Raw genomic sequence first — 25,152 nt, 5'->3', positions numbered from 1 at the left:
AACAGCCAATAAACCCACCAGTGACACCGTCACTAATAGCAGCGTAGCCGCCTGATATCCTTGATGAAATAGCGCTGTTACCACGCTGGCTGGTGGGAGAGGCGCTCCGCGAGGGGCAACTACAGGAGATTTTGTCAGGTAGCACTGGTCTAGGTTTACCCATCCATGTCGTCTGGCTAAAAAGGGGGGGATGCCCGCCAGATTAAGGGTGACCATTGATGCTTTGGTTGCCGCTTTTACGCCGCAACCACCGTGGTAACTATTTGGCTATATCTATTACTATCAGTGATAGAGTTTCAGTAATATCTAACCTGATTTATGTTTAACACGTCGTGACAGGGGTAATACCGCAGCATGGATTACAGCAAAATTATCAAAGAGATTGGGCGCGGTAAGAACCATGCCCGCGATCTGGATCAGTCGACGGCTTATGAGTTGTATAAAGCCATGTTGGCAGAGCAAGTCCCGGCGCTGGAGTTGGGGGGCATCCTGATTGCTTTTCGGATCAAAGGTGAATCCGAGCAGGAAATTCTGGGCTTTTATCAGGCGATGCAAGAGCAGGTGATGTCACTACGCGCGCCTGCGGGCCGCCCATTACCGGTGGTGATCCCAAGCTATAATGGGGCGCGCAAGCAAGCCAATATGACCCCCTTACTGGCTCTGTTACTCTCGCGCCTTGGTCTGCCGGTGGTGGTTCATGGCGTGACCGAAGACAGCAGCCGAGTGACCAGTGCCGAGATTTTCCAACAGCTAAATATTCCGTGGTCGCGCACCGCCGCTGAGGCCCAACTGCGTCTGGATAGCGGATTGCCGGTGTTTATCCCCGTGTCAGCACTGTCCGTGCAATTGGACCATCAATTGCAGCAACGTTGGCGTATGGGGGTCAGGAACAGCAGCCACACGTTGGCAAAACTGGCCACTCCATTCATTCACGACGAAGCACTGCGGCTCGCCAGTGTATCTCATCCTGAATATATGCAAAAAGTCGGGGGCTTCTTCCAGGCGATCAATGCACCCGCGCTGTTGCAGCAAGGCACGGAAGGGGAGGTTTATGCCAACCCATTACGTAGCTCGCCGATTCACTATATCCATGGCGGCGAACAGCAAATTTTACTCGATCGTCAACCAGAGCCGACGGAGTCTGAGCTGCCCGCCTCAAAAGAGGCGGTGATAACGGCTGTTTGGATTGAGCGCTGTCTAGCGGGTGAGGTCCCCATCCCTGAGGCGATTCAAAAACAAGTGGCGTGCTGCTTAGTGGCTGCTGGGCGGGCTGATTCTGTCGAGCAGGCGCTGCAACAAATTCAAATAGCCTAATACTAAGGTCATCCTTCTCACTTGTTGTCTGATTGGGCAGTGCTAGACTGAGGGGAATCCTTTGATTTTCTTCATCTAACATTGCTGAAAAGGAACGCTATGCAACAGGCATTGAGCTATTTTACTGCCCTGAATCAGGACTATCTGGCGGTTCATCAGACTAAAGAAGATCTCTTCTGGCAGAACTACATGGGGTTAGGTGGCGATGATATTGCGCAGCAATTTTCAGCGGCAGAAACGGCGTATAAGCGGTTTATCGCGCAAAGCCAGCGGTTAAAAGAGCTGCGTGACCTGATAGCCAATCTGGAAAGTGAGCCTGCCAACGCAGAACGCGATGCTCTGCTGCATGGGTTGCGAGGCTGGTATCGCTTTTTTGACTGTAACGCCATTGAGGATCCCAAGGCACAAACCCTGCTGGATGAGATGATTGCTGCTGAGTCATCACTCTATCAGCGGCGCATGGCCTTTACTGTGACACACCTGAATGCCGCAGGTGAGCGAGTACCCGCTTCATTGGGGGAGCTACTGACTAACCAAGGTACCAATGAAAACCCAGAGTATCGCCACAGTTCGCAGCTGGCACTGCGTGAATTGGAGCAATGGTTACTGCACAATGGCTTGCCGGAACTGATTAATCTACGTAACCGATTTGCACGGCAAATGGGCTATCGCAATTACTTTGATTACAAAGTGAATAAAACTGAGCGCATGACGCCAGAACAACTGTTCGCCATTCTGGACCGCTTTGAAGAGCAGACTCGTGAGGCGAATCAGCGCAGTTTGCAGCAATTGGCGGCGCAAAAAGGCCCAGAAGCGCTGGAGCCTTGGAATATCCGCTTTGCCAGTGCCGGAGATGTTACCCGCCAATTAGATCCCTACTTTCCATTCGCCGAGTCACTGGATCGCTGGATCAACAGCTTTAAGCGGCTGCATATTGGTTTTCGGGGTGCGCAGATGAATCTGGATCTGCTGGTGCGACAAGGGAAATATGAAAATGGCTTCATGCATGGGCCAGTGCCACCTTTTGTCGATCAAGGTAAATGGCGACCGGCACGGATCAACTTCACCAGTTTGGCTAAGCCCGATCAGGTCGGCAGCGGGGCTTCGGGTCTAAATACCTTGTTCCATGAAGGGGGCCATGCGGCGCACTTTTCTAATATTGTGCAAAACGCGCCCTGTTTCTCGCAAGAGTTCCCACCTACCTCGATGGCGTATGCCGAAACTCAATCCATGTTTTGCGATAGCCTGCTTGATGATGCCGATTGGCTCAAGCGCTACGCAAAAAATAGCGAGGGTGAATCTATTCCAGATACGTTGATTCAGGAGAGTATTCAAGCCCGACAACCGATGCGTGCTTTTAATGAGCGCCATATACTATTAGTGCCCTATTTTGAGTGGCAACTTTATCAGTGGGATGATGCGCAGCGCACGCCACAGGCTATCACTCAATTGGCGAGAGACATTGAACTGAAAATTCTGGGTATCAGTGGTAGCCCACGTCCAACGTTGGCTATCCCTCATCTGTTGTCGATGGAGTCCGCCTGCTCTTATCAAGGTTATTTACTGGCGTTAATGGCAGTAGAGCAGACGCGGGCCTTCTTCCTGCAACGTGATGGTTACCTCACGGATAATGCCGCTATTGGTCCAGATCTTGCTGAACATTATTGGCGACCAGGCAACAGTGTCAGCCATGATGAGACACTGCGTAGCCTGACGGGGGAGGGGTTCAATCCAGATTATCTGGCGACGGTATGCAATCAAACCGCCGAAGAGTCTTGGCGCACAGCGCAGAAAACCATGGAACTGGCTGCTGAGCGTGTGCAACCTGTGGCCGATTTTGATTTAAATGTCATGATACGGGTGGTGGATGGCGATAAACAGCTGGCTGATAATCAGCAGGGGGATGAGGCGATGTGTCGCGCCTTTGCCCACGCCATCAATGCGCTTTCACATTAAGACTAAAGCTAGTCTGGTGTGATCAACAAAAAGCCCATCAGATTTGCTGATGGGCTTTGAGGGGAAGAGTCGATCTCGCTTCCAGTGCCGTGGTGAATCGCCTATTAGTTATAAATAACTGCAGTACCATGCATCAAATTATTACCTGTCGCTGATGTGATGGTGAAGGCTTTAGCGCCAGCGGCATCTGCTTTTTCTGCCAGCTGTGCTTTCAAGCTACTCAGGTCTGTTGCGCCACTGACGGTGATGGTGCCCGCTTGTTCTAATTGAGCTGCATCTTGACTGTTGACGTATTCAGCGGCGAAGCTACCGAAAGACAAAGTAGACAGGGCGATAACTGCAACGAAATTTTTGATGTTTTTCATGATGTATTCCTATTCGGTTTTAAGGTTGAAAGGGCGTTTCCTTTCGATAGAAGCAATGTTACACCCTTGTTGTTATTTTGAAACCGGATAGAATTGAGTAAACCATTCAAATTTTTTGAATGTTTATTGGCGAGGTTGCCCTCCTTCAGGCCGAAGTAAGTCAAAACGCAAATCATCGGAAATTTGGTAATAGGCGCTCGGGCCACCGGCACGCAAAATGGGTTGTGCTGCCGCTGTTTGATAAATCCCCTCGGCATTGATCAGGTCGCGATTAATGTGTACCGCAATGACTTCACCTAACACCAGCCAGTTATCAATAGTTGCTCCTTCAGCATTTTTTAGCTGGATGCACTGCGTCAATTTACATTCGAAATTAACGGGACTTTCTACCACGCAATCGACATTGACGCGACGACCAGCTCTGGGGGTCAATCCGGCAAACTGAAACTCATCTTGATCTGGAGGCAGAGAGGCCGAACTGTTGTTCATCGCTGCGGCCAAGGGGCGGGTCGCCAGATTCCAGACAAACTCGCCAGTTTCGGTGATATTGGCGACGCTGTCCTTCCAACCACTGCTGGAAAAACCAATAATCGGCGGCCGATCGCTGAAGCAGTTAAAGAAGCTATAAGGCGCAAGATTACGTTGGCCAGCGCGGCTGACTGACGATATCCAACCAATGGGACGCGGGCTAATAATGGCCTTAAAGGGATCATGCGCCAGGCCATGTCCAGCAGCGGGTTCGTAGTAATAATAGTTTTCAGTATGCATACATTCCTACATTGCGCGAGGGTCACATAGGGCCAAAATAGACCCACTCATCGGGTATCTTGGCTGGCAATAAATGGGTTAGCGTTGGGCCACCGCTATTGCGACTCACCCGTTTAACACGAATTTATGCTATCTTACGCGCCAGAAAATGCCTACCAGAGAGTCAGTACGATGGAAAACAAAAAAGTATTCCCTAAAGAGAAAAGTGGATTGCATCCCCGAAATCGTCATCGCTCGCGTTATGACTTTGATGCGCTTTCAGTGAGTTGCCCAGAGCTAATCCCTTTTTTGGCCCCGAATGCCTACGGTGATATTTCTGTCGACTTTGCCGATCCTTTGGCAGTAAAAATGCTGAATCGGGCATTGCTGAAACATTTTTACGGTATTGAATATTGGGATATTCCCGCTGACTTTTTATGCCCGCCCATCCCCGGACGCGCGGATTATATTCATCATTTGGCTGATTTATTAGCCAGCTGCAATGACGGGGTGATCCCGACAGGTAAAAATATCGCGCTGTTGGATATTGGTGTCGGTGCTAATTGCATTTACCCAATTATTGGTCAGCGTGAATATGGCTGGCGTTTTACCGGTACTGATATTGACCCACAAGCACTGAGCGCGGCAAAAATGGTGGTATCCATGAACCCGACATTGCGAAATACCCTGCGGTTGAAACAACAAAAAGATCCACAGGCTATTTTCGAGGGTGTTCTGGCGGCGAATGAGCGTTACGATGCCACATTGTGCAATCCGCCGTTCCACGGCTCAGCAGAAGAGGCCGCTGCCACCACACGCCGTAAGCTGCACAAGTTGGGTAAAGGTGAAGTTGCCGCCAAGCCAGTGCAAAACTTTGGTGGCAAAAATAGCGAACTGTGGTGCGAAGGCGGGGAAGAGGGTTTTGTCAGTCGCATGGTGGTGGAAAGCGCCACTAAAGCGAAGAGTTGCTTCTGGTTTACCTCATTGATTTCTAAGAAAACGACGTTACCGGCTATCTATCATGCTTTGCGCTACGCCAATGCGGTTGAAGTGCGCACCATTGATATGGCGCAGGGTCAGAAGGTGAGTCGTTTTGTGGCATGGACTTTTCTGACGCCAGAGGAGCAAGTTGCTTGGAAAGCTGAACGCTGGACCCCTTCGTCCTTGAAGCCGCAGGGGTGTTAGCTGCGCTCACTCACCCGAATCACTTACTAATGTAAGCTCATCGGGATGAGCTCGCTTGCTGCCTACCTGCAACTCCAATGACTTTGGGGCCCCCTTCGTGCTCGAAGCCGCAGGGGTGTTAGCTGCGCTCACTCACCCGAATCACTTACTAATGTAAGCTCATCGGGATGAGCTCGCTTGTTGCCTACCTGCAACTCCAATGACTTTGGGTATCCCCTTGGTGCTTGAAGCCGCAGGGGGTTAGCTGCTCATAACATCCACTGTTTCCGATACCGCAATATTTAACCTGTTCGAGTGTTAAATATTGCGCATACACCCACCCCAGAGTTCGATTTCTTGATTGCCGCGTCTTCTGCAAATCCCAATACTTTAGTCTATGCTATTTAAGATAAATCTTAGTCTGGCAATATAGCCGACAGTTTCGGGTTCTATTTTTGATTTTTTGTCGTGTTTTGATTTCATCAATTCAAATACCTCATCGTCCAGGGTGAAGAATAAAATCTCAAGGGAAGCCATGACGGTTCTCTGGGTTTTACTGTGCAATTTGTTAAAAGCACGTTGAAAAGCACATTGTTCATTTGCTGCTCAATCATTCACCAGAAGGACTCAACTTATGTTGTTCAACTTCAACTCATCTCATGCGTCCCCGCGCGCTGAATTAACATCGATTGATAATGCCATCCCAATGATCATCTTTAAGCCTGATGGCACGGTAAAGCACGCCAATAAGCTATTTTTACAGGCGATGGGTTACCAGCAGAATGAAGTGATCGGCAAGCACCATAAATTGTTTTGTGACCCGCAATATGTGCTCAGCGATGCTTATTGTCAGCACTGGAAAGTGCTCAATGAGGGGCGAGCAATAACCGATAATATTAAGCGGATACGTAAAGATGGCAGCATTATCTGGTTGCAGGGGACCTATACACCGGTACTGGATAATCAAGGGCGGGTGGTGGAGATTATCAAGATCGCCAATGACGTCACTGAGCGAATTTTACAATCTCAGGAGCATCAGAGTTTACTGAAAGCACTTAATCGTTCGATGGGCATGATCACTTTCTCCCCGCAAGGGACTATTTTGGCGGCGAACGATAATCTGCTGAGTGTGATGGGTTATTCGCTGGCGGATATTCAGCATAAATCGCATCAGATTTTATGTACGCCCGCATTTGCCCACTCAGATGAGTATCGCCAACATTGGCAGCGATTAGCACGCGGTGAGTTTATTGTTGGGCGCTTTGAACGGGTGAACAGCCGTGGCAAGCCGATATGGCTGGAAGCGAGCTATAACCCGATTATGGACAATGAGGGGCAGGTCATCAAAGTGGTGAAAATTGCGCAGGATATCACGCAACTGATGCTGCAACAGGAGCATGAAGAGAACCTGATCCGCGATGTGCATCATCTGTCACTCACCACCGACCGCTCCGCCTCGCAAGGTGCGGAGATTGTTCAGCAGGCAGTCCGGGGTATGCAGGAAGTGGAGTCTATTGCGCGCGAAACCTCGGATGTAGTCAGTGATTTAGGCCGCTGCTCGCAAGAGATTGGCACCATGGTCGAAGCTATTCGCAAAATCTCGTCGCAAACGAATCTATTGGCGATCAATGCCTCTATTGAAGCGGCCCATGCCGGTGAACATGGTAAGGGCTTCTCTGTGGTGGCAAGTGAAGTTCGTTTGCTGGCAGAGCACTCACGCAAGGCCGCAACCGAGATCGATCAGATGACTAAGACCATTCAGCGCGGCGTGATGGCGGCGATGAAAGGCATGGGAACCTGTGTCGAGCAAGCGGGGGGCGGGGTGACGCTCACGCAAGATGCTGGTGAGGTGATCAATCAGGTCAATATTGGTATGCAAGATGTGGTGAAGTTAATGACCGCATTTGCTCAGGTCAAGAATCAGCAACCCCAAGCATAGCTGGTTTGCCACACAAAAAAAGGCGGGGATCCTAAGATGCCCGCCAGTTTTGTTTTAGGGTCGTGCTAAACCGCGCATTAGGAGACGTGTTGCAGGAATTCCCGTAAACGTTCACTTGGCGGATTGGAGATCAGACTGTCTGGCTCACCATCTTGTGCCACTCGACCTTTATCAATAAAGATCAGGCGCGATGCCACTTTTTGGGCAAAGCCCACTTCATGGGTGACGATGACCATGGTCATGCCTTCTTCGGCTAAATCCTTCATTACGGTCAAGACCTCATGACGTAATTCCGGGTCCAGCGCGGAGGTAGGTTCATCAAACAGCATCAGCTTGGGTTTGACTGCCAGAGCACGGGCGATTGCCACACGCTGCTGTTGACCGCCCGACAATTCTGCCGGGAAATGGTGAGCACGATCTGCCAACCCAACCTTGGTCAATAGCTCCATCGCCAGCTTATTCGCCGCGTCTTTCGACGCCCCACGTACACGGACCGGGCCAAAGGCCACGTTTTCCAGCGCGGTCAGATGCGGGAACAGATAAAACTGTTGGAACACCATGCCAGCTTCCTGACGGATCAGGCGCTCATCAACTTTGGGGTCATTAACATCCAGACCATCAACAATCAATTGACCACTGGTAATTACTTCCAGCTTATTGATACAACGCAGCAGGGTCGATTTACCCGAGCCGGAAGGACCAATAATCACCACCACTTCTCCCTTGGTGATATTCAGATTGATGTCGTGCAGCACCTGGGTTTTGCCAAAGTGTTTGGAGACATTTTTAAATTCAATCATATGATTTTCAGCTTTCTTTCTAACCGGCGCAGAACGAAGCTCAGAGCCAGGGTGATTATCAGGTAGATCACCGCCACCGCACTCCATATCTCCATGGCGCGGAAGTTACCGGCGATAATTTCCTGACCCTGACGAGTCAGTTCTGCCACGCCAATCACGATAAATAGTGAGGTGTCTTTGATACTGACGATCCACTGGTTACCCAATGGGGGCAGCATACGGCGCAAGGCCAGAGGGGCAATCACGTAACGCAAGGTATCGCGTTTGGATAAACCTAGCGCCAGACCGGCTTCACGGAACCCGTTGTGGATTGACAGCACTGCACCACGGGTGATCTCCGCGATATAAGCGCCTGAGTTAATCATGATCGTCACAACGGCGGCTGAGAAAGGATCGATGCGTAAAGGCATCATCATCGGCAACGCAAAGTAAATAAACATCACCTGCACCACAATTGGCGTGCCACGGATCAGCTCAATAAACACTAATGCGATATTTCTGCTCAGCCAACCGCCATAGGCGCGGGCAAAACCTGCTGTTACCCCAATAATCAGGCCGCCAAGCAACCCCAGGACCGAAATCCATAGGGTTAACTTGGCGCCTTCAAGCAGGATTGGGATGGCGGGCCAAATAGCGCTCCATTCAAACTGCATGGATATTCTCCTGGTCTAAAAACGGCAAAAATGAATTACTTAGGTTCTACGCCGAACCATTTTTTATAAATTGCAGCGTAAGTGCCGTCTTCTTTCAGAGATTTCAGAGCTACGTTAACTTTGTCGCGCAGGTCACTGCCTTGTGGGAATGCCACACCGTACTGCTGAGCTTTAATGGAGTCACCCACCGCTTTGAACTGGCCATTGCCGGCAGTTTTGATGAAGTAAAGGATGTTTGGTGTGTCATGCAATACTGCATCAGCACGGCCAGTTCCTAACTCTAGATAGGCGTTATCGATATTCGGGAATTGACGCAGGTCTTTGGTTTTGATGTTGGCTTTAGCGTAATCAACAGAGCCGGTGCCACTTTTCACTGCCAGCACTTTGCCTTGCAGATCTGCTTCGCCTTTGATGTCGTTGTTGTCAGCTTTGACCATAACCAGCAGGCCACTGTTGTAATAGCCATCGGAGAAATCGACTGCTTTTTTACGTTCGTCGGTGATGGTGATACCCGCCAGTGCCAGGTCAACGTTTTTGGTTTGCAGCGCAGGAATGATGCCACTGAAATCCATTGGCTTCAGGGTGTATTTCAGATCCAGTTTCTTCGCAATGGCATCCCACAAATCGATATCAAAACCGACGTATTTATCCCCTTGCTTGAACTCAAATGGGACGAAAGCGGTATCTGTAGCAACAATCAATTCTTTTTCTGCGGCGTGGGAGCTAACGGCAAAGGCCAGCGCAAGTGCGGCCAATGAAACTTTGACAAGTGACTTCATAAGTGGGTGTTCCTTTGTGCTTTTGTGGATATACCTTTTGTACTGACGCCGCTGGTAACCTACGACGCCAATGCCTCGGGGCAAAGAGATCCATTTTTATATTTCAGGGAGCAATATGAAAAGATCGTGCCAGAAATGCAAGTTATTTAAAATTAAAGAGTTTACTCTAGACAGTTAGCTTGAAATTACTTAGCTAGCTCTGTTTGCACCATACTGACTCACCAAAATAGTGCGTGATTGTCATTGTGGTGCAACGAACTATATATTTACTTATTATTAACCCTGCAATCAAGAATAAACAATCGATAAACAACACTGATGTAACAATATTGTTAACTGTATCGAGTTTTTGTTTGAAAAGGGTGCAGCGAAAGGGGTGGTAGTGCGGGGACTATCTGAGTTGGCTATCTTTACTACCACGGCGGTTATACCCGGCATGGCTTGCCTGATGCTTATCTAATTCGTTTTGGCAGGCCAGACAATACTTCACACCCGCCAGCGCTTGACGCCGTGCTGCGGGAATGGCTTGCCCACATTCCAGGCAATACAGTTCACTCTCACCTTTGCCAAGAGCTTCTCGAGCGCGCTGAACTGCGTCTTCAAGAGTGGAGTCAATTTGATCTTGCACTGCGCCGTCTCCAGCCCATCCACTTGCCATATGACCTCCATTAATAGGGCCGGTTAACCGGCCCTCAGACTGCTGACAAAGTTGATTGAAGGGGAAATGTTCCGTTGGGGTCGTAGTCGCCTAAGCGACCGGAGCGCCCCTAGGGACAGTTGCCCCTTCATGCACCAGACTCGATGTTGGGTTTTGTCAGCCTCAGGGCTAATCGGCCCTATACTTGCCATCTTTCAAATTGCAGCTGTGTTGGATACCAATGCGGGTCATTACTCAATATTGGCTTCAAGGAACCACAGGAATTTATCCAGATCACGGGATGCCGCAGTAAACATGTCGGCGCTTGCCTCATCATCGACTTCAGTGATGGCTTTGCGGATGAAGTTTGCAACCACACCATAGCGATCTGCCAACTCTTTCAGATGCTCTTGCACGCTATGAATATGGGTCGGATAGCTCTTCAGTGGGGTTTTATCAGTAACCAGCTGGGCAGTACCGAGTGCCACGCCCCCTAATTGAACCGCGCGCTCTGCAAAAGTATCCAGATGGTCGTTAATCGCGGTGCGGAAGCCATCCAACATTTCGTGGACCGCGATAAAGTTAGCACCGCGCATATTCCAGTGAGCTTGTTTGGTGATCAGTGACAGGTCGATAAACTGAATAACCAGCTGGTTTAATAGCTTAATCGTCAACGTTTTATCATGTTCATCAACGTCATTACGGGTATAGATTAGTTCAGAAGATTTTGCTTTTACCAGTTTTGCTGTACTCATAATAGGTATCCCTTTATTGAGTTGATTGTCAATTTCTTCACCGCAATAAGTATAACAAAGATATTTAATTTTGCAGGTCAGATAATGCCTATCAATTAAATAGCCAACTACCGAAAGTGTTTGAAAATGTAATTTTGCGTTTCATGGGTAAAATAGTGTCACTTTTGTTTTCAAGTCCAATTGAAAATGACTATCGCTGTGATTTATATGAATTTTATTATTTAAATATTTTCAATATTTTGGATGATATTTTATGCTGGCGCTCAGTTTAAATATGACTAATTAATAAAATCACACGGCACGAGGTGAGCAATAAATAAAATTAATGATAAACGAATAGTTTCCACTCTAGACTATTTTATCGCTGTTTTATCAGTGCGATATACCGGTCAATTAATTTAACCGGTATTTATTGTGGGATTATGGACGGGTGCGGGCGACGATAAATAAGCGCGGAAATGCCAGTAAACGCCGGCCATCAATGAGTGGCGGATAGGCGGCATCAATAATGGTCAGATAATCTTGCAGAAAATCCAACCGCATCGCTTCAGAGAGCGGCTCCAAAAACGGCCGTAAACCGGTGGCGCGTAACCAGTCCACAATCGCCTGAGCAGAGGGCATTGGATGATAATAGGTGGTGCGCCATATATTCACCTGATCAGCTGCGGGGGCCAGTAAATCATAATATTGGCTGGCGGTGAGCACTTTTGCCCGAACCGCCCCCGCTTCTTGTAGTGTCTGTTGCCATGGCCCATTTTCCGCGACCTCGCGCATGGCACGATGGCTAGGTTCATCCAGATTATCCGGCATCTGCACAGCCAGCACTCCGTTAGAGGCCAGTTGAGAAAATAGCTGCGGGAACAGTTGCTGATGGTCAGTTAGCCACTGCAATGATGCATTGGCGTAGATAACATCTTGTGGCTCCGAAGGTTGCCATTGGCGAATATCTGCTTCAAGAAAGGCGCAATCAGGGAGGCGCTGTTGCGCGCTCGCCAACATCGCTATCGAGTTATCAATGCCGACCAGCTGGGCGTGGGGGAAGCGCTGGTGCAGCAATTCAGTGGAGTTGCCGGGTCCACAGCCTAAGTCACTGATGTAGCGCGGTGTAGCAATATCAATCTGCGCTAACAGATCATTCGCTGGGCGGGTACGTTCGGCTTCAAATTGGCGATATAAATCAGGATCCCAGTCTTGCATGCATGGCCTCCAAGATAAAAAACGCAGTGATACGGATGCTTAAGCGCCGCGAACAGGGCTGGCGTGTAAAAGTCAGTCGCCGCACCCAGTAAAAGGGCATATTACAGATTCTGCAATGGCCCGCTAAACAATACCGCCCCCGTTGGTTGACCGGTTGGTGAACCACCGTGAGGCTCAAGGCTAATCGCCAACAGTGAATTATCAGTTAGCTGGTTTTCAGCCAATATCAACTGCGTCGGCCCGCTGGTATTGAGCAACCCCAGTGAGTGCGGTTTTTCACCGGCAGGAATACTCCACAGCTCAAGGCTATTATTGCTGCTGACCGCGACGGGATTCAGTGGCGTTAAGGTTAAATTGCGGGTCGATTTTTCCAGACTGACCACCCACTGGCTGTTTTGCTGACTATTCGATAGCACAGCGATCGGTATCGCGGTGGGGGGGGCCACCAACAGACGCGGCACGATAAGGAGCGTGGCGAGGCCAGCGGCGACCGCCCAACCCACATACGACCAACGATTTCGTCTGATGTGGCGCACATTGATCTGCGGTAGCTCCAACTCTAAGCGTTTCCAAACGCGCTCAGGGGGGTCCAAAGGCGCGAGCTGATTATCCAGTTGAGTAAACAGGCTCTGCCAACTGGCCACATCTGCCGCCAGTCGTGGGTCACGACGGAATCGCCGTTCAAATCGCATCCGGGCCAGGCCGCGCAAGGTGCCTAGTGCATACTCTGCGGCCAGTGCTGAGTCATATTCACGTCTGTTTTTCATAAGCCTACACAGCCCTTTAGGTGGTCCAGTGCACGACGTATCCAGCTTTTTATCGTACCAAGGGGTTGCTGTAAATGAACAGAGATTTCCCCATGAGAAAGCCCTTGATAATAAGCCAGCATAATACTTTGACGTTGATCTGCGGGCAGATGGGCTAAGCAGTCTGCCAGTTGTTTTGTCTCGTCATCTTGCTGTAATTGCGCCAAAGGTGTCAGCGCGTTATCGGTCAACGCATCTGTTTCATCGTCGTCGAGTGCTTGCAGACGGTTATCACTGCCGCGCATCAGATCTATTGCCCGGTTGCGGACGATATGGGTCAACCAGGTCAGCGGTGCGCTGAGCTGTGCGTTGTAATTATCAGCCCGATTCCAGACGGTGAGAAAACTGTCATGTAATACTTCTTCTGCACGGGCGTGATTACGCAGCATACGTAAGGCGACTGCGAATAATCGGGGGGAGGTCAAACGGTAAAGCTGTTCAAACGCGGACTGATCGCCTTTAGCAATGGCATCTATCAGTCCGATTTGTTGTTCCAACGAACATTCATTCATGCGCCAATCCCTAAAAAATCCGTCAGGTGCAGTGAGACACTGCACCCAGTATAGACGGGTTTTATTTAGGCATCAGAACCGTATCAATCACATCAATCACACCATTTTTCTGTTGTACATCATAGGTGCTGATATTGGCGATGTTACCTTTGCCATCTTTAATCTGAATGTTATGCGGCCCATTATTCATAATCCATAGTGATTGGCCGTTGACTGTTTTCAGCTCGGCGCTCCCGCCACCGGCCTTAATTTTACTCTCCAGTTGTTTCATATCGTACTTACCCGCGACCACGTGATAGGTCAGGATTTGGGTGAGCATGGCTTTATTTTCTGGTTTGACCAAATTTTCAACCGTACCTGCGGGCAATTTTGCAAACGCGGCATTGGTGGGCGCGAACAGGGTAAAGGGCCCGGGGCCTTGTAGGGTATCAACCAACCCTGCAGCTTTAACGGCGGCCACCAGCGTAGTGTGATCTTTTGAGTTCACCGCATTCTCTATAATGTTTTTACTTGGGAACATTGAAGCCCCCCCCACCATGACAGTTTCGGACATCATAGCGGCCATAGAAACAGTGCTGAACACTAAGGAAGCACAGATAGCAGTACGAATAAGCGTTTTCATAATGTATTCCTTTTAGGAGGGTTGAGGTGAAGTCTTGCCTCACATCTACCTATACGAATCAGCCTGTCGTTTTGGATGCAAAAAAAAATGAAAAATAATCGATAAAAAACGCCAACCCGCGAAATAACTGGGTTGGCGTACAATAACTAAAAATAACGTTGGGAGTAAAAAGGGCAATTAGTGCGAGTTTGACACCAATACCCGATGCATCACATAAGCATCGACATAACCGAGTTGGTTATGGTTAAAGGCTTTTGGTAGCGTGGCAATAATCTCAAAACCTAGCTTTTGCCATAACGCGACGGCCAGGGTATTGGTACTGACGACAAAGTTAAACTGCATTGCCAGGTAGCCCAGTGCGGTCGCCTGCTCAATACAATGAATACCGAGTGCTTTGCCGATCCCCAAGCCACGCGCTTGCCCGTCAACCATAAACGAAGCATTCGCCACATGGGCACCTAAGTCGCGCTGGTTATTGATGAGCTTATACATCCCCACAATACGCTGCTGATGTACGGCGACAAAACAGCGAACACCCGTGCCAAACCAGTAGTCGTAGGCATCTTGTTCGGGTGTGTCGGGGCTGAATACATAGGTATCCCCGCCACTGATAACGGCCTGAAAAAGTGGCCAAATTTCAGCGAAATCTGCTGGTGTTGCCGGTCTAATTTCCACCTTATGGCACCTTCTCAGGTAATGTTATCAAGCTGTGGCTTGGGTCTGATTGTCAGCGTCGCGCCAATAGAGGCGCAGATGATTGATGCCAGTGCCATCCATTGAATCAATGTCAGATGCTCGTTTAAGAACACTAATCCTGAAATTGCCGCCAATGCAGGTTCCAGACTCATTAATGTGCCAAATGTGCGAGTGGGGAGGTTGGTCAGCGCAACCATCTCAAGTGAGTAAGGCAATGCGGTAGACAAAATAGCGACTGCCAAGGCAATCGGCAAAATGGCGGGGTCGAACAGCGCCATGCCGTTATAGGCCACCCCAATTGGGCAGAAAACCAGTGCAGCAATTAGAGAGCCAATCGCCACAGTTCCTGGTCCATGATCGCCACCCGCTTTTTGTCCTGAGATAATATAGAGCGCCCAGCAGGCACCAGCACCCAGTGCACAGGCCGCGCCGAACAAGTCGATGGTGCCAACATTATGTCCCAGTGGTAGCAGGAACCAGAGGCCCAAAACGGCTAATCCGACCCAGATAAAATCTACCGGGCGGCGAGAGGAGAGCATCGCCAAGGCCAAAGGGCCGGTGAACTCTAACGCCACAGCAATGCCCAGCGGCACCGTTTTCAGTGACAGATAAAACAGAAAGTTCATTCCACCGAGTGTCACGCCATAAACCAGCAGAGGTAAACGGCTACCCGCTTCAAACCGCATTCGCCAAGGTTTAAAGATAACAAACAGAATTAGTGTGCCGATGCCGAGTCGTAGTGAGGTTATCCCCTGCGCGCCAACCAGCGGGAACAAACTTTTTGCCAGCGATGCGCCACTCTGGATAGAGATCATGGCGATCACCAACAAGAAAATAGGGAGCAGCGGAAGTGCATGTTTGGATGGAGGAGACAAAGACATCCTTTTGAGCCTCAAAGAAAAGTATTAGGTATCAGTCATTGCCAGTGTAAATGAAATGCCAGCAGAGTGTTTAAAAATCACCAATGCATAGCAAGAAGAGATAAAAAAAATAATTATTTTTGTGCTTGTTGTTTTTTAACGCTATTTATGGCGATTAATTGAGCTTGAAAATTAAGAATTGTCTGGAATGGATTTTGGTGATGGGTGTCACATAAAGGTGTAGGATAGGCCAAAATCGTAAGCGTATTAGTAAGATGGAAGATACTTGAAATTGTTTGTTACACCAAATAAATGATTAGACAATCATTATCAGGCAGAGTTTCCCGCTGTTTGTTGTTATAATTTCATGGTGTTTTTGTTTCATCTAAAAATTTGCGTCTTTCGAGGTGGTTATGATTAAAATTACATGTCTTTCAGCGGTAGCAGCTTGTGTATTAGCAGTATCTGCAGGTTCAGCTTTTGCAGGTCAAAGCACCGTTTCTGGTGGTTATGCCCAGAGCGATTACCAAGGTGTTGCTAACAAATCTTCAGGTTTCAACCTGAAATACCGTTATGAGTGGAGCGATTCCCAACTGGGCTACATCACCTCTTTCACTCACACTGAAAAAAGCAGCTTCGGTGACAGCGCGTCTGTTTACAACAAAGCACAATATAACGCGATCACCGGTGGTCCAGCTTACCGTATCAACGATTGGGCTAGCATCTATGGTCTAGTTGGTGTGGGTTATGGTCGTTTCAGCCAGAACTACCCGACTTCTCCTAGCGACAAAAACAGCACCAACGATTACGGCTTCACCTATGGCGCGGGTATGCAGTTCAACCCAATCCAAAACGTTGCTTTTGACGTCTCTTACGAGCAGAGCCGTATCCGCAATGTTGACGTTGGTACTTGGGTTGCTGGCGTAGGTTACACTTTCTAAGCAACGGCTTAGAATGATCAGCATCCAGCTTTAACGGTGAAATGCTGTATTTGATAAAAATCCGCTCTCGGGCGGATTTTTTGCGTTTATGGGTATAGGGTAGTGACCGGTTTTGTCTTTATACCCACGGTCATTTTCGTATGAGGTTGTCAGTGCGAAGACTATCTAACCGCATTCACCGCATCTGCAATCAGGGCAATAATCTGCTGTGGATGGGAGATATGTGAGGCGTGGCTGGCCGGTAATTCAATGATTTTCTGTGCCTGAATTCGTTTGGCAAACCCGCGCTGTGTTTCAACCGGCAGCATCCTGTCTTCGGTCGAAACCTGATACCAGCAAGGTTTCACCCGCCAGGCTGGCTGGGCAGATTTATCAGTAAAAGCGCGTGCTGCTAAGGGTTTTTGCACCAAAGCCATCACCAAGGCTTCATTTTCATCAACGTCCTGGCACATGTTTTCATGGAACTTATCAGTATCGATCCACAAAAAGCCATTATCGTCGGGGCGAATATATGCTGCGCCAATGGGTGGTTTACGCAATGCAAAGAGGCTGGATAAGCTTTCACCTGCATCTGGAGCAAAAGCCGCGAGATAGACCATCCCGACCACATTTTGCAGATGCCCGACCTGAGTAATCACCATACCACCATAAGAATGACCGATTAATAATGTTGGGCCATATAATGCGGTCGTCAGCTTAATCGTGCGCTCGACATCATCTGCCAATGAGGTTAGTGGATTTTGAATTGCAATCACCCGGTGGCCCATAGCATGTAGCGCGGGAATAATATTCCGCCATTGTGAACCATCAGCCCACGCGCCATGTACTAATACGATATTAAGCTTAGTCGCCATATTTCCCCCGAAGCGGGTATTACCCAGAATATGGGATAATATCTTTATGCAGAAATAGCATTCTTGACGAATAACAATCTCTACTCACTTATTGATGCTCATTATTTTCTTAATTCCATCGGCATGTTATTAGAATTAATGAACTCTGTTATTAGGTCTAAAGTATAAAGCTCTACTGGCGGGTGGCTTTAAGATAAAGATGAAAATGAAACCTTTATTAATGCTATCAAGGTTGGAATTGAAGACATAAAATCGTAGATAACAAAAAAATAAAACTTAAAATAAATAAAAACAAGGGATTAACAAAGGTTGGCATTGAAGATGACCACCTAATTTACTGGTAAAAATAGAATTATATGACAAACTACTATTAGCTCTGATTGACATTCACTGCTCTTACCGTGATTTACATATCAAGCGGGATTAAAATAAAAAATAATAGCTTTTAATAACCAATAAATTTTAATAAAACAATAGGTTGTAATCATGACGACACTTAGTGAGCAGGCTCCACTTATGCTACATGACACTAAACTTGAACAGCAGATTTTACGGCGCTCGATTTTTTGTACTTTGATTATTGCTGCTATGGGGATTGTTTTCGGTATTGTTTGTGGTTCGATGTCGATTATTTTTGATGGCATGTTCTCTGCCTTAGATGCAGGAATGTGCAGTTTATCCTTATTGGTTTCACGATTGCTAGGTCAACCAAACAGTCGGCGCTTTCAATATGGTTTCTGGCATGTAGAGCCACTGGTATTGGCTTTTAATGGCAGCTTATTGGCTTTCCTCTGTCTGTATGCATTTGTTAATGCTATTAAAGGTATTATCGATGGCGGCCGAGAATTAGAACTCGGCTGGGCGATTGTTTATGCGCTGGTTGTCAGCATTTTCTGTTTCACCATTTTCTTAAAACAGCGTCGATTGAATAAGCGCGTTAAGTCTGAGCTCATTGCGCTGGATACCAAGAGCTGGCTGATGTCAGCTTGTATCAGTTCTGCGTTATTGGTGGCCTTTTTACTCTCCTGGAGCATGGAAGGCACCCGTTATGAGCATTTGATTGTTTATACCGACCCCAGCGTATTGGCACTGTTAACCCTGATACTGATACCAGTGCCGATAAAAACAGTGATCGCGGCAGTCCGCGAAGTATTACAAATGACACCCGATACCTTAGATACGTCCATGGAAAACTTAATGGATGAGCTGATGGCGAAATATAATTTTATTGATTACTCACATTACGCCACTCGTATTGGTCGAGGCCTATTTGTCGAAATTCATGTCGTTATACCGCCTGAAATGGAAAACAGTGGTGTACCTTATTTTGACAAAATACGTGATGAGATCTCCCATGCGATTGGTGAATCAGGCCCTCATCGCTGGTTAACTATCTCCTTTACTCGTGATGCTAAGTGGTTATAGCTCAAAGGAAATAACCGGGCACATGATTTTAAATTCACTAACGAGGGTAATGATTGTTATGGAAAAGATGATTGCTAAGCGCCAGATAAAACTTAATCCTATTGATGTGCCATCAAGGTTTAACGCTGTATCCAAGGTCGCGATTAGTGATAGCACCATTGCTGCTCGTAAGGCCAAAGTTATCAGCAATATGGTTCGGGCGGATATCGATTACCTATTTGTTTATGCTGACAAAGAACATGGCGGCAACTTTGAGTATCTGACTGGATTTATTCCCCGATTTGAAGAGGCGGCACTGGTGATACATGTCTCAGGGGAGATCTATTTATTACTGGGTAACGAGAATTTAAAGTTATCGCAATATGCTCGAGTGGGGAACATCGGGGTTCATGTTCCCTATTTTTCTCTGCCAAATCAGCCAATGGAAAACAGCAAGACATTGGCTGAATTGTTGGCTGACACCGGTATTCAGCAGGCAAAAAAGGTGGGGGTAGCTGGATGGAAACTCTTTACCAGCACACAGGACGATAATAGCCAGCTGTTTGATATCCCAAATTTTATTGTCGATGCCATTAAACAATCAGTATCACCCGCCACAACGGTGATTAATGCCACTGCGCTGTTTATTGGCAGTGATATCGCAGCCAGAGTCACCAATAATGCTAATGAATTGGCGCATTATGAATATGGAGCGAATCTGGCATCGAATTGTATTCTTAATGCATTGGCGGCCGTGGATATGGGTAAAACAGAGAAACAACTGGGCAGTTATCTTGCTGATGAAGGGCAACCGAATACCGTGGTGATGATTGCAGCCACCGGCGCGCGTTTTGAACAAGCTAATTTGTATCCTAGTGATAAAACGGTACAACTTGGCGATAAGATTTCATTGACCACTGGATTTAAAGGCGGCCTGAGTAGCCGAACCGGTTATGCTGTCCATCACGCTGATGAACTGCCGCTAGCGGAAAGGGATTATCTCGACAAGGTCGCTATTCCTTATTACACCACGGTAGTGGCCTGGCTGGAAAATATCCGTATTGGCATGTTAGGCAAAGAGATGTATTCGCTGGTTGAGGCGGTTTTCCCTAAATCGCAATATCACTGGTCGTTAAATCCCGGTCATTTAGTGGCTGATGAAGAGTGGTTGTGTTCCCCTATTTATCGTGGTTCGGAAGAGATAATCAGCAGTGGCATGTTATTCCAAATTGATATTATTCCTTCGGTAAAAGGTTATGCCGGAGTCAGTGCTGAGGAGTGCATAGCGCTGGCGGATCAACCGTTGCGGCACGACCTTGCGACCTATTACCCAGAAGTTTGGCAAAGAATAGAGCATCGGCGTCACTATATTTGTCATGTGCTGAATATTCGCCTCAGCGAAGAGGTGTTACCGATGTCAAATTCGGTGGGCTATTTACGGCCTTTCTTGCTGGATAAGCATCGCGCATTGCAGTGCGTCGATGAGGTATAGCACTGATAGCTTGGCGTTTTGTGAGGTAACTTAAGGGGCGATTTCGCCTCTTTTACCTGTAGATAGCCCCGCGACAACCTCTGCTAAAACCGCCGTTCATTTTCGGATTTGTCCCCCTGCTGAGATTTCGTGCAAAACTGGAGGCGATACTCTTGCCATCTTGTGGCATAATGCGCGCCGAATCACATTTTCTATCATTCTTGAATATCCCTATTCAGAAATCCAATCGAGAGCGAGCTCTGTGCTAAGTACTAACAATATCACCATGCAATTCGGCAGCAAGCCGCTGTTTGAAAACATTTCAGTAAAATTCGGTGGCGGTAATCGCTATGGCCTGATCGGCGCTAATGGTTGTGGTAAATCCACATTCATGAAAATCCTTGGTGGTGATCTGGTACCAAGCGGCGGCAACGTCTTCCTTGACCCAAATGAGCGTCTGGGTAAATTGCGTCAGGACCAATTCGCCTTTGAAAACAACACAGTGCTAGACACCGTTATTATGGGTCACGGCGAATTGTGGGAAGTAAAAGAAGAGCGCGACCGCATTTACGCCCTACCTGAAATGAGCGAAGCAGACGGCTATAAAGTGGCTGATCTGGAAGTTGCCTATGGTGAGATGGATGGTTACAGCGCAGAAGCCCGTGCCGGTGAATTGCTGCTCGGCGTCGGTATTCCGGTTGAGCAACATTATGGTTTGATGAGCGAAATCGCTCCCGGCTTCAAATTGCGTGTCTTGTTGGCGCAGGCTCTGTTCTCAGACCCAGAAATTTTGTTACTCGACGAACCGACCAACAACTTGGATATCGATACGATCCGCTGGTTGGAACAAGTGCTGAACGAACGTAGCAGCACCATGATCATTATTTCCCATGACCGTCACTTCCTGAACATGGTCTGTACCCACATGGCGGATCTGGATTACGGCGAACTGCGTGTTTATCCGGGTAACTATGACGAGTACATGACGGCTGCGACTCAAGCTCGCGATCGTCTACTCTCTGATAACGCCAAGAAAAAAGCTCAGATCTCTGAACTGCAATCTTTTGTTAGCCGCTTTAGTGCCAACGCCTCTAAATCCAAGCAGGCCACTTCGCGTGCCCGTCAGATTGATAAAATTCAGCTTGATGAAGTGAAAGCCTCTAGCCGCCAGAACCCGTTTATCCGCTTTGATCAGGATAAAAAGTTGTTCCGTAATGCGCTGGAAGTTGAACTGTTGACCAAAGGTTTTGATAACGGCCCGCTGTTTAAAAAACTGGATCTGCGCCTGGAAGTGGGTGAGAAAGTGGCTATCCTCGGGCCAAACGGTATCGGTAAATCGACGTTGCTGAAAACCCTGGTCGGGGATTATCAGGCAGATTCTGGCACCGTGAAATGGTCTGAAAACAGTAAAATCGGTTACTACGCGCAGGATCACGCCAGTGATTTTGAAATCGATCTGACGGTATTTGACTGGATGAGCCAGTGGAAACAGGAAAAAGACGACGAGCAGGCTGTGCGCAGTGTGCTAGGCCGCTTGCTGTTTAGTCAGGACGATATCAAGAAGAAAGTGCAGGTCTTGTCTGGTGGCGAGAAAGGGCGGATGTTGTTTGGTAAGCTGATGATGCAGCACCCTAACATTCTGGTCATGGATGAGCCAACCAACCATTTGGATATGGAATCGATCGAAGCGCTTAACATGGCATTGGAAATGTACGAAGGTACGTTAATCTTCGTTTCCCATGACCGTGAGTTCGTCAGTTCACTGGCGACCCGAGTGATTGAGATGACGCCAAGCAAGCTGATCGACTTTACCGGTAACTACGAAGACTATCTGCGTAGCCAAGGTATTCAGTCCTGATTATTTGACTGAGTGTTGATAAGAGAGCTGATGCAGAGCATCAGCTTTTTTTTGTGCTGAAACTCACTAAATCTTGCCACAAACCTCACAATGGGTATCTTTTGCCAGTTTTAAACTGCGAAACTCTGCGGCCATAGCGTCGTACATCAGTATGCGGCCTGATATTACCTGACCATAGTCTGCCAGTAGTTTTATCGCTTCCATCGCCTGCAAGTTACCGATGATCCCTACCAAGGGGGCCATTACCCCAGCTTCAACACAGGTGAGGGCGTTATCGCCGAACAATCGGCTAAGGCAGCGATAGCAGGGCTGATTCTCCTGATAAGTGAAGACACTGACTTGCCCCTCCATCCGAATTGCAGCACCTGAAACCAACGGCTTACGTTGGGCATAGCATAGACGGTTCAATTGTTCGCGACTGGCGACATTATCTGTGCAATCCAGCACTAATTGGTGTTCAGCAATGGCGGCAGCGAGCTGTTCATCATCTAACTGGGCATCGATTGTTTTCAGTGCCAGATGGGGATTCATCTCTGTTAGAGCCTGCGCCGCAGAAGCTACTTTAGCGATTCCGATGCGGCTATCGCGATGTAGGATCTGCCGTTGCAAATTGGAAAGGGAAACCGTATCGAAATCCAGCAGTGTCAGATGGCCGACTCCTGCCACTGCCAGATATTGTGCCGCTGCACACCCAAGACCGCCCAATCCCACGATCAACACCTTAGCTGCGTTAAGCTTTTCCTGGCCGTCAAAATCAAAACCGCGCAGGACAATTTGCCGGTTGTAACGCAGAGCTTGTGCATCGGAAAGTTCAGGCAACATTCAGCCCCCTAACAGCGAGTTAAATAGCTCTATTTCAACGGTTTCACCCACTGCCACTGAACCACGCTCCTGTTCGAGCACAATAAAACAGTTACCCTGGCTAAATGAGCTGAATATATGGGATCCCTGATGGCCAGTGGTGCGCACTTCCAGTTCACCGTTGACGTCGGTCGAGAAAATTCCGCGCTGGAAATCCAGGCGACCAGGGGATTTTTTCAATTTTGTCGCTGCTGTTGCTTTCAGGCGTAATGGCGGATGCCACTCAGAGTGGCCGGAGAGTTTAGCAATCAGCGGTTGTACTAACTGATAGAAAGTAAGGGCCGCCGAGACCGGGTTGCCCGGTAAGCCGCAGAACCAGGCGTGATCTAATTTACCAAAGGCAAAAGGTTTACCGGGTTTTATCGCCAATTTCCAGAAGCCAATATCACCTAACTCTTCCAGCATCTGTTTGGTGTAATCCGCTTCACCGACGGAGACGCCGCCGCTACTAATAACCAGATCAGCAACACCATCGGCTTGTTCAAATGCCTGACGCAATGCCAGTTGGTCGTCGCGGATGACGCCAAGGTCAATAATTTGGCAACCTAACTGTTGCAGCATTAAGCGAACCGCAAAACGGTTAGTATCATAAATTTGACCTTCACCCAACGGCTGCCCGATCGGCTGCAACTCATCGCCAGTAGAGAAAATAGCGACTTTCAAGGTGCGAAAAACGGTGACTTCGGCAATCCCCAATGATGCCAGCAAGGGGAGTTGGGCTGCGCCTAATTTCACGCCAGCAGGGAACACAGTCGCACCTTGTTCAATATCCTCACCCGCTAAACGGGTATTTTGCCCGATATGCACATTGCCATTAAATGTGACACCTTGTTCACTTATAACTGCCTGTTCTTGCATGATGACGGCATCGGCTCCCGCAGGAATCGGTGCACCGGTCATGATCCGGATACATGTATTGGCAGGCCATGTAGCTTTAAAGGGGGCACCTGCAAAAGCCTTACCGGCCACCGGTAATGGCAGTCCGCTGCTAAGCTCATTACAGCGTACGGCATAACCGTCCATAGCCGAATTGGCGAAAGGAGGGACGGCGATGGGGGAGGTAATTGCACTGGCTGTGATACGCCCTGCAGCATGGGTTAACGGGACAACTTCTGTTGCTTGCATCGGGGTGACCTGTGACAGCATTTTAGTCAGAGCTTGTTCCAGAGAGAGTAAATCCGAGGTATTACAGTGATCCATGCTGAACTCCGTGGTCTGTGTGCATCCTGCTAAGAGGTAGGATGGATGCAGTGTTACCCATCAAATAAGAGAGTCATTATGGCAGAGATTGAAGGGTGGGTGAATGGATGGAGGCCACAGACTGAGACTGTCTTGATCGGTGTTATTCTTTTTCATTGGCAATTATCATCGTTTGACGAAACAGAGGGATAATATGGACTATCAAAAAATTATTACATTCTGGTTTAGTGAAATGGACTCGGCGTTGTGGTTTAAAAAGGATGAGGATTTTGATGCCCATTTACGTCAGCATTTTGGTTCAGTCTGGCAGGCAGCATCAAAGGGGGAATTGGCGCATTGGCGGCAAAATATCGAAGGGCGTTTGGCTGAAATACTGGTATTAGATCAGTTCAGTCGAAATATATTCCGCGATTTACCCACGGCTTTTTCCTGTGACGGTATGGCGTTAGTGTTGGCACAAGAGGCGGTCAGTAGTGGTCAGACTGGGCTGCTATCGCGTATGCAACGTGGTTTTTTGTATATGCCATTTATGCACTCAGAATCTGCATTAATTCATCAACAAGCGCTGGCGCTATATACCGAGTTAGGTAATGAGCTTCAACTGGATTATGAACTGCGCCATAAGGCGATTATTGATCGTTTTGGTCGTTACCCGCACCGTAATCATATCCTCGGGCGAGTTTCCAGCGCTGAGGAGCAAGCTTTTCTATTACAACCGGGATCGGCTTTTTAGGCTGCATAACTAAGCCGATAATTGACCA

25 protein-coding genes are annotated in these 25,152 nt (G+C 48.2%); 9 read left to right on the top strand and 16 right to left on the bottom strand.

Going from position 1 to position 25,152, the window contains the following annotated elements; all coding sequences use genetic code 11:
• The first annotated feature begins 354 nt into the window (after positions 1-354).
• Together ybiB and ACZ76_RS02285 are read left to right on the top strand one after the other, a co-directional pair.
• The gene (ybiB, locus tag ACZ76_RS02290) at positions 355-1,314 is read left to right on the top strand and encodes a DNA-binding protein YbiB (RefSeq protein WP_048616431.1); all 960 of its coding nucleotides are present in this window, start codon (positions 355-357) and stop codon (positions 1,312-1,314) included.
• A gap of 99 nt (positions 1,315-1,413) precedes the next feature.
• Positions 1,414-3,270, top strand: coding sequence for a M3 family metallopeptidase (locus tag ACZ76_RS02285; RefSeq protein WP_048616429.1), 1,857 nt, complete (start codon positions 1,414-1,416; stop codon positions 3,268-3,270).
• Between the two features lie 104 nt (positions 3,271-3,374).
• Here the strand turns inward: ACZ76_RS02285 and bhsA are convergent, their stop codons facing one another.
• Entirely contained in the window at positions 3,375-3,635 is a 261-nt protein-coding gene (bhsA, locus tag ACZ76_RS02280; protein ID WP_048616428.1) for a multiple stress resistance protein BhsA, read from the bottom strand.
• 123 nt (positions 3,636-3,758) lie between these two features.
• Entirely contained in the window at positions 3,759-4,403 is a 645-nt protein-coding gene (locus ACZ76_RS02275; protein ID WP_048616426.1) for a flavin reductase family protein, read from the bottom strand.
• A 171-nt stretch (positions 4,404-4,574) separates the two neighbouring features.
• Here ACZ76_RS02275 and rlmF point away from each other — a divergent pair, with 171 nt between their 5' ends.
• The gene (gene rlmF, locus ACZ76_RS02270; protein ID WP_167310480.1) at positions 4,575-5,567 is read left to right on the top strand and encodes a 23S rRNA (adenine(1618)-N(6))-methyltransferase RlmF; all 993 of its coding nucleotides are present in this window, start codon (positions 4,575-4,577) and stop codon (positions 5,565-5,567) included.
• A 613-nt stretch (positions 5,568-6,180) separates the two neighbouring features.
• Positions 6,181-7,485 (top strand): methyl-accepting chemotaxis protein, encoded by a 1,305-nt coding sequence (locus ACZ76_RS02265; RefSeq protein WP_048616420.1) that lies wholly within the window; start codon positions 6,181-6,183, stop codon positions 7,483-7,485.
• Positions 7,486-7,562: 77 nt separating this feature from the next.
• Here ACZ76_RS02265 and glnQ read toward each other — a convergent pair whose 3' ends face one another.
• From glnQ to rhtA, 11 genes are all read right to left on the bottom strand, one after another.
• The gene (gene glnQ, locus ACZ76_RS02260; RefSeq protein WP_048616418.1) at positions 7,563-8,285 is read right to left on the bottom strand and encodes a glutamine ABC transporter ATP-binding protein GlnQ; all 723 of its coding nucleotides are present in this window, start codon (positions 8,283-8,285) and stop codon (positions 7,563-7,565) included.
• A complete protein-coding gene (glnP, locus tag ACZ76_RS02255) occupies positions 8,282-8,938 on the bottom strand; it encodes a glutamine ABC transporter permease GlnP (protein WP_048616417.1) in 657 nt (218 codons plus the stop codon). The genes glnQ and glnP overlap by 4 nt, the downstream gene beginning before the upstream one ends.
• A gap of 35 nt (positions 8,939-8,973) precedes the next feature.
• Positions 8,974-9,717, bottom strand: a complete 744-nt coding sequence (gene glnH / locus ACZ76_RS02250; protein WP_048616413.1) for a glutamine ABC transporter substrate-binding protein GlnH — start codon at positions 9,715-9,717, stop codon at positions 8,974-8,976.
• Between the two features lie 391 nt (positions 9,718-10,108).
• Positions 10,109-10,375 carry a DksA/TraR family C4-type zinc finger protein gene (locus tag ACZ76_RS02245; protein ID WP_048616411.1) on the bottom strand — a complete coding sequence of 89 codons (267 nt, stop codon included), beginning with the start codon at positions 10,373-10,375 and terminating at the stop codon, positions 10,109-10,111.
• A gap of 230 nt (positions 10,376-10,605) precedes the next feature.
• Complete coding sequence (gene dps, locus ACZ76_RS02240) at positions 10,606-11,109, bottom strand: DNA starvation/stationary phase protection protein Dps (RefSeq protein WP_048616409.1); 504 nt, start codon at positions 11,107-11,109, stop codon at positions 10,606-10,608.
• 420 nt (positions 11,110-11,529) lie between these two features.
• Positions 11,530-12,306 carry a trans-aconitate 2-methyltransferase gene (gene tam, locus ACZ76_RS02235; RefSeq protein WP_048616407.1) on the bottom strand — a complete coding sequence of 259 codons (777 nt, stop codon included), beginning with the start codon at positions 12,304-12,306 and terminating at the stop codon, positions 11,530-11,532.
• A 101-nt stretch (positions 12,307-12,407) separates the two neighbouring features.
• Positions 12,408-13,073 (bottom strand): anti-sigma factor, encoded by a 666-nt coding sequence (locus ACZ76_RS02230; protein ID WP_048616405.1) that lies wholly within the window; start codon positions 13,071-13,073, stop codon positions 12,408-12,410.
• Positions 13,070-13,624, bottom strand: a complete 555-nt coding sequence (locus tag ACZ76_RS02225) for an RNA polymerase sigma factor (protein ID WP_048616403.1) — start codon at positions 13,622-13,624, stop codon at positions 13,070-13,072. The genes ACZ76_RS02230 and ACZ76_RS02225 overlap by 4 nt, the downstream gene beginning before the upstream one ends.
• 61 nt (positions 13,625-13,685) lie before the next feature.
• Complete coding sequence (locus tag ACZ76_RS02220) at positions 13,686-14,246, bottom strand: fasciclin domain-containing protein (protein ID WP_048616401.1); 561 nt, start codon at positions 14,244-14,246, stop codon at positions 13,686-13,688.
• A 177-nt stretch (positions 14,247-14,423) separates the two neighbouring features.
• Complete coding sequence (locus tag ACZ76_RS02215; protein ID WP_048616399.1) at positions 14,424-14,921, bottom strand: GNAT family N-acetyltransferase; 498 nt, start codon at positions 14,919-14,921, stop codon at positions 14,424-14,426.
• Positions 14,922-14,935: 14 nt separating this feature from the next.
• Entirely contained in the window at positions 14,936-15,823 is an 888-nt protein-coding gene (gene rhtA / locus ACZ76_RS02210; protein WP_048616397.1) for a threonine/homoserine exporter RhtA, read from the bottom strand.
• 392 nt (positions 15,824-16,215) lie between these two features.
• On the opposite strand from rhtA, the gene ompX reads away from it, so the two are divergent.
• Positions 16,216-16,743, top strand: a complete 528-nt coding sequence (ompX, locus tag ACZ76_RS02205) for an outer membrane protein OmpX (protein WP_048616395.1) — start codon at positions 16,216-16,218, stop codon at positions 16,741-16,743.
• 161 nt (positions 16,744-16,904) lie between these two features.
• On the opposite strand, the gene ACZ76_RS02200 is transcribed toward ompX, so the two are convergent.
• Positions 16,905-17,597, bottom strand: a complete 693-nt coding sequence (locus tag ACZ76_RS02200) for an alpha/beta fold hydrolase (RefSeq protein ID WP_048616393.1) — start codon at positions 17,595-17,597, stop codon at positions 16,905-16,907.
• A gap of 486 nt (positions 17,598-18,083) precedes the next feature.
• Between ACZ76_RS02200 and ACZ76_RS02195 the strand changes: the two genes are divergently transcribed.
• From ACZ76_RS02195 to ACZ76_RS02185, 3 genes are all read left to right on the top strand, one after another.
• The gene (locus ACZ76_RS02195; RefSeq protein ID WP_048616391.1) at positions 18,084-19,022 is read left to right on the top strand and encodes a cation diffusion facilitator family transporter; all 939 of its coding nucleotides are present in this window, start codon (positions 18,084-18,086) and stop codon (positions 19,020-19,022) included.
• Between the two features lie 58 nt (positions 19,023-19,080).
• Positions 19,081-20,493 carry a M24 family metallopeptidase gene (locus tag ACZ76_RS02190; RefSeq protein ID WP_048620157.1) on the top strand — a complete coding sequence of 471 codons (1,413 nt, stop codon included), beginning with the start codon at positions 19,081-19,083 and terminating at the stop codon, positions 20,491-20,493.
• Positions 20,494-20,734: 241 nt separating this feature from the next.
• A complete protein-coding gene (locus ACZ76_RS02185; protein WP_071840458.1) occupies positions 20,735-22,330 on the top strand; it encodes an ABC-F family ATPase in 1,596 nt (531 codons plus the stop codon).
• Between the two features lie 66 nt (positions 22,331-22,396).
• Here the strand turns inward: ACZ76_RS02185 and moeB are convergent, their stop codons facing one another.
• Both moeB and moeA read right to left on the bottom strand, forming a co-directional pair.
• Entirely contained in the window at positions 22,397-23,152 is a 756-nt protein-coding gene (moeB, locus tag ACZ76_RS02180) for a molybdopterin-synthase adenylyltransferase MoeB (RefSeq protein WP_048616387.1), read from the bottom strand.
• Positions 23,153-24,391 (bottom strand): molybdopterin molybdotransferase MoeA, encoded by a 1,239-nt coding sequence (gene moeA / locus ACZ76_RS02175; RefSeq protein WP_048616385.1) that lies wholly within the window; start codon positions 24,389-24,391, stop codon positions 23,153-23,155.
• 193 nt (positions 24,392-24,584) lie between these two features.
• On the opposite strand from moeA, the gene ACZ76_RS02170 reads away from it, so the two are divergent.
• Positions 24,585-25,124: a DUF924 family protein gene (locus tag ACZ76_RS02170; protein WP_048616383.1), complete on the top strand. Its 540-nt coding sequence runs from the start codon at positions 24,585-24,587 to the stop codon at positions 25,122-25,124.
• Positions 25,125-25,152: the final 28 nt, after the last annotated feature.

Origin of the sequence: Yersinia aleksiciae (assembly GCF_001047675.1) — a bacterium.
Lineage (GTDB): Bacteria > Pseudomonadota > Gammaproteobacteria > Enterobacterales > Enterobacteriaceae > Yersinia > Yersinia aleksiciae.
This window is presented reverse-complemented; position numbering and strand designations above follow the sequence as displayed.

Bases quoted from the DNA above. Each gene is read 5' to 3' on its own strand.
- ybiB (WP_048616431.1), top strand. From the start codon at position 355: ATGGATTACAGCAAAATTATCAAAGAGATTGGGCGCGGTAAGAACCAT.
- ACZ76_RS02285 (WP_048616429.1), top strand. From the start codon at position 1,414: ATGCAACAGGCATTGAGCTATTTTACTGCCCTGAATCAGGACTATCTG.
- bhsA (WP_048616428.1), bottom strand. From the start codon at position 3,635: ATGAAAAACATCAAAAATTTCGTTGCAGTTATCGCCCTGTCTACTTTG.
- ACZ76_RS02275 (WP_048616426.1), bottom strand. From the start codon at position 4,403: ATGCATACTGAAAACTATTATTACTACGAACCCGCTGCTGGACATGGC.
- rlmF (WP_167310480.1), top strand. From the start codon at position 4,575: ATGGAAAACAAAAAAGTATTCCCTAAAGAGAAAAGTGGATTGCATCCC.
- ACZ76_RS02265 (WP_048616420.1), top strand. From the start codon at position 6,181: ATGTTGTTCAACTTCAACTCATCTCATGCGTCCCCGCGCGCTGAATTA.
- glnQ (WP_048616418.1), bottom strand. From the start codon at position 8,285: ATGATTGAATTTAAAAATGTCTCCAAACACTTTGGCAAAACCCAGGTG.
- glnP (WP_048616417.1), bottom strand. From the start codon at position 8,938: ATGCAGTTTGAATGGAGCGCTATTTGGCCCGCCATCCCAATCCTGCTT.
- glnH (WP_048616413.1), bottom strand. From the start codon at position 9,717: ATGAAGTCACTTGTCAAAGTTTCATTGGCCGCACTTGCGCTGGCCTTT.
- ACZ76_RS02245 (WP_048616411.1), bottom strand. From the start codon at position 10,375: ATGGCAAGTGGATGGGCTGGAGACGGCGCAGTGCAAGATCAAATTGAC.
- dps (WP_048616409.1), bottom strand. From the start codon at position 11,109: ATGAGTACAGCAAAACTGGTAAAAGCAAAATCTTCTGAACTAATCTAT.
- tam (WP_048616407.1), bottom strand. From the start codon at position 12,306: ATGCAAGACTGGGATCCTGATTTATATCGCCAATTTGAAGCCGAACGT.
- ACZ76_RS02230 (WP_048616405.1), bottom strand. From the start codon at position 13,073: ATGAAAAACAGACGTGAATATGACTCAGCACTGGCCGCAGAGTATGCA.
- ACZ76_RS02225 (WP_048616403.1), bottom strand. From the start codon at position 13,624: ATGAATGAATGTTCGTTGGAACAACAAATCGGACTGATAGATGCCATT.
- ACZ76_RS02220 (WP_048616401.1), bottom strand. From the start codon at position 14,246: ATGAAAACGCTTATTCGTACTGCTATCTGTGCTTCCTTAGTGTTCAGC.
- rhtA (WP_048616397.1), bottom strand. From the start codon at position 15,823: ATGTCTTTGTCTCCTCCATCCAAACATGCACTTCCGCTGCTCCCTATT.
- ompX (WP_048616395.1), top strand. From the start codon at position 16,216: ATGATTAAAATTACATGTCTTTCAGCGGTAGCAGCTTGTGTATTAGCA.
- ACZ76_RS02200 (WP_048616393.1), bottom strand. From the start codon at position 17,597: ATGGCGACTAAGCTTAATATCGTATTAGTACATGGCGCGTGGGCTGAT.
- ACZ76_RS02195 (WP_048616391.1), top strand. From the start codon at position 18,084: ATGACGACACTTAGTGAGCAGGCTCCACTTATGCTACATGACACTAAA.
- ACZ76_RS02190 (WP_048620157.1), top strand. From the start codon at position 19,081: ATGGAAAAGATGATTGCTAAGCGCCAGATAAAACTTAATCCTATTGAT.
- moeB (WP_048616387.1), bottom strand. From the start codon at position 23,152: ATGTTGCCTGAACTTTCCGATGCACAAGCTCTGCGTTACAACCGGCAA.
- moeA (WP_048616385.1), bottom strand. From the start codon at position 24,391: ATGGATCACTGTAATACCTCGGATTTACTCTCTCTGGAACAAGCTCTG.
- ACZ76_RS02170 (WP_048616383.1), top strand. From the start codon at position 24,585: ATGGACTATCAAAAAATTATTACATTCTGGTTTAGTGAAATGGACTCG.